The organism is Granulicatella sp. 20925_1_45 (assembly GCF_041433555.1).
In the GTDB taxonomy this organism is placed as follows: Bacteria; Bacillota; Bacilli; order Lactobacillales; family Aerococcaceae; genus Granulicatella.
In genome coordinates this window covers 1-1,917 of sequence record NZ_JAPWBR010000037.1, presented here as the reverse complement: position 1 = coordinate 1,917, position 1,917 = coordinate 1, and the positions used below count along the sequence as shown (strand labels likewise).

The window sequence follows — 1,917 nt, the reverse complement described above, 5'->3', positions numbered from 1 at the left end:
CTCATAGTAGAAATTGCGGGTGTGGCGGAATTGGCAGACGCACTAGATTTAGGATCTAGCGCCGCGAGGCGTGGGGGTTCGAGTCCCTTCACCCGCACTTAGCCGGCTTAGCTCAGTTGGTAGAGCATCTGATTTGTAATCAGAGGGTCGAGGGTTCAAGTCCTTTAGCCGGCATTAAAATTAAATTGCGGAAGTAGTTCAGTGGTAGAACACCACCTTGCCAAGGTGGGGGTCGCGGGTTCGAACCCCGTCTTCCGCTTTGCCAATGTAAAACCATGGCCCATGCCGGGGTGGCGGAATTGGCAGACGCACAGGACTTAAAATCCTGCGGTCAGTGATGACCGTGCCGGTTCGACCCCGGCCCTCGGCATTTAATTGAATATAAATTGCACCCATAGCTCAATTGGATAGAGTACTTGACTACGAATCAAGCGGTTACAGGTTCGACTCCTGTTGGGTGCATACTCGGGAATTAGCTCAGCTTGGTAGAGCACTTGGTTTGGGACCAAGGGGTCGTAGGTTCGAATCCTGTATTCCCGATTTCCTTATGGGGGCTTAGCTCAGCTGGGAGAGCGCCTGCTTTGCACGCAGGAGGTCAGCGGTTCGATCCCGCTAGTCTCCATTTAACTTAATAATATTATGGCGGTGTAGCTCAGCTGGCTAGAGCGTCCGGTTCATACCCGGGAGGTCGGGGGTTCGATCCCCTTCGCCGCTATTTTCTTTTAGAGCTTGGACCTTTAGCTCAGGTGGTTAGAGCAGACGGCTCATAACCGTCCGGTCGTAGGTTCGAGTCCTACAAGGTCCATAGGTTATATCTTGGAGGATTACCCAAGTCCGGCTGAAGGGAACGGTCTTGAAAACCGTCAGGCGTGTAAAAGCGTGCAAGGGTTCGAATCCCTTATCCTCCTTAACATTATCGCGGGGTGGAGCAGTTGGCAGCTCGTCGGGCTCATAACCCGAAGGTCGTAGGTTCGAGTCCTACCTCCGCAATTAGGTTCCGTGGTGTAGGGGTTAACATGCCTGCCTGTCACGCAGGAGATCGCGGGTTCGATTCCCGTCGGGACCGTATCTCGAAATTACTCGGCTCGGTAGCTCAGTTGGTAGAGCACTTGATTGAAGCTCAAGGTGTCGGCAGTTCGATTCTGTCCCGAGCCATTCTAAATAATGCGGGTGTAGTTTAGTGGTAAAACTACAGCCTTCCAAGCTGTTGTCGCGAGTTCGATTCTCGTCACCCGCTTTATATTTAGGGCCTATAGCTCAGCTGGTTAGAGCGCACGCCTGATAAGCGTGAGGTCGATGGTTCGAGTCCATTTAGGCCCATTAATAACATTGTTATTATCAGAAAAATAATAAACTTGGATGATGGGGAAGTACTCAAGAGGCTGAAGAGGCGCCCCTGCTAAGGGTGTAGGTCGGGAAACCGGCGCGAGGGTTCAAATCCCTCCTTCTCCGTTTTATTATTTGCATTTCCTGGCCCGTTGGTCAAGCGGTTAAGACACCGCCCTTTCACGGCGGTAACACGGGTTCGAGTCCCGTACGGGTCATATTTGGAGGTTTAGCTCAGCTGGGAGAGCATCTGCCTTACAAGCAGAGGGTCAGCGGTTCGATCCCGTTAACCTCCATCTCATAGTGGTTCCGTGGTGTAGGGGTTAACATGCCTGCCTGTCACGCAGGAGATCGCGGGTTCGATTCCCGTCGGGACCGCTTTTTATAAAATGCGGGTGTAGTTTAGTGGTAAAACTACAGCCTTCCAAGCTGTTGTCGCGAGTTCGATTCTCGTCACCCGCTTTAATATTATCCTGGCCCGTTGGTCAAGCGGTTAAGACACCGCCCTTTCACGGCGGTAACACGGGTTCGAGTCCCGTACGGGTCATCCTTAAGTCTACTTGCGTAGGCTTTTTTTATTGGCTCTTTGTC

21 tRNA genes are annotated in these 1,917 nt (G+C 52.1%); all 21 read left to right on the top strand.

The annotated features are described in order from the left end of the window. Positions 1 to 15: 15 nt before the first annotated feature. A tRNA-Leu gene (locus O3798_RS08700) sits at positions 16 to 97 on the top strand. 4 nt (positions 98 to 101) lie between these two features. After that, positions 102 to 174 (top strand) — tRNA-Thr (locus O3798_RS08695). 13 nt (positions 175 to 187) lie between these two features. Continuing rightward, positions 188 to 259 (top strand) — tRNA-Gly (locus O3798_RS08690). A gap of 25 nt (positions 260 to 284) precedes the next feature. Next, positions 285 to 370: transfer RNA gene (locus O3798_RS08685), tRNA-Leu, on the top strand. A gap of 18 nt (positions 371 to 388) precedes the next feature. Then, positions 389 to 462 (top strand) — tRNA-Arg (locus O3798_RS08680). Between the two features lie 4 nt (positions 463 to 466). Beyond that, positions 467 to 540, top strand: a tRNA-Pro gene (locus O3798_RS08675). 9 nt (positions 541 to 549) lie between these two features. Continuing rightward, positions 550 to 622 (top strand) — tRNA-Ala (locus tag O3798_RS08670). Between the two features lie 19 nt (positions 623 to 641). Further along, positions 642 to 715 (top strand) — tRNA-Met (locus O3798_RS08665). Positions 716 to 731: 16 nt separating this feature from the next. Further along, positions 732 to 805: transfer RNA gene (locus O3798_RS08660), tRNA-Ile, on the top strand. Between the two features lie 13 nt (positions 806 to 818). Further along, positions 819 to 908 (top strand) — tRNA-Ser (locus O3798_RS08655). Between the two features lie 9 nt (positions 909 to 917). Then, positions 918 to 990 (top strand) — tRNA-Met (locus O3798_RS08650). Between the two features lie 3 nt (positions 991 to 993). Further along, positions 994 to 1,066: transfer RNA gene (locus O3798_RS08645), tRNA-Asp, on the top strand. A 16-nt stretch (positions 1,067 to 1,082) separates the two neighbouring features. Next, a tRNA-Phe gene (locus tag O3798_RS08640) sits at positions 1,083 to 1,155 on the top strand. 11 nt (positions 1,156 to 1,166) lie between these two features. Beyond that, a tRNA-Gly gene (locus O3798_RS08635) sits at positions 1,167 to 1,237 on the top strand. Between the two features lie 9 nt (positions 1,238 to 1,246). After that, positions 1,247 to 1,320 (top strand) — tRNA-Ile (locus O3798_RS08630). Between the two features lie 44 nt (positions 1,321 to 1,364). After that, a tRNA-Ser gene (locus O3798_RS08625) sits at positions 1,365 to 1,452 on the top strand. 20 nt (positions 1,453 to 1,472) lie between these two features. Next, positions 1,473 to 1,544: transfer RNA gene (locus tag O3798_RS08620), tRNA-Glu, on the top strand. 5 nt (positions 1,545 to 1,549) lie between these two features. After that, positions 1,550 to 1,622, top strand: a tRNA-Val gene (locus O3798_RS08615). Positions 1,623 to 1,631: 9 nt separating this feature from the next. Beyond that, positions 1,632 to 1,704 (top strand) — tRNA-Asp (locus tag O3798_RS08610). A 13-nt stretch (positions 1,705 to 1,717) separates the two neighbouring features. Continuing rightward, a tRNA-Gly gene (locus O3798_RS08605) sits at positions 1,718 to 1,788 on the top strand. A gap of 13 nt (positions 1,789 to 1,801) precedes the next feature. Next, positions 1,802 to 1,873, top strand: a tRNA-Glu gene (locus O3798_RS08600). Positions 1,874 to 1,917 lie beyond the last annotated feature (44 nt).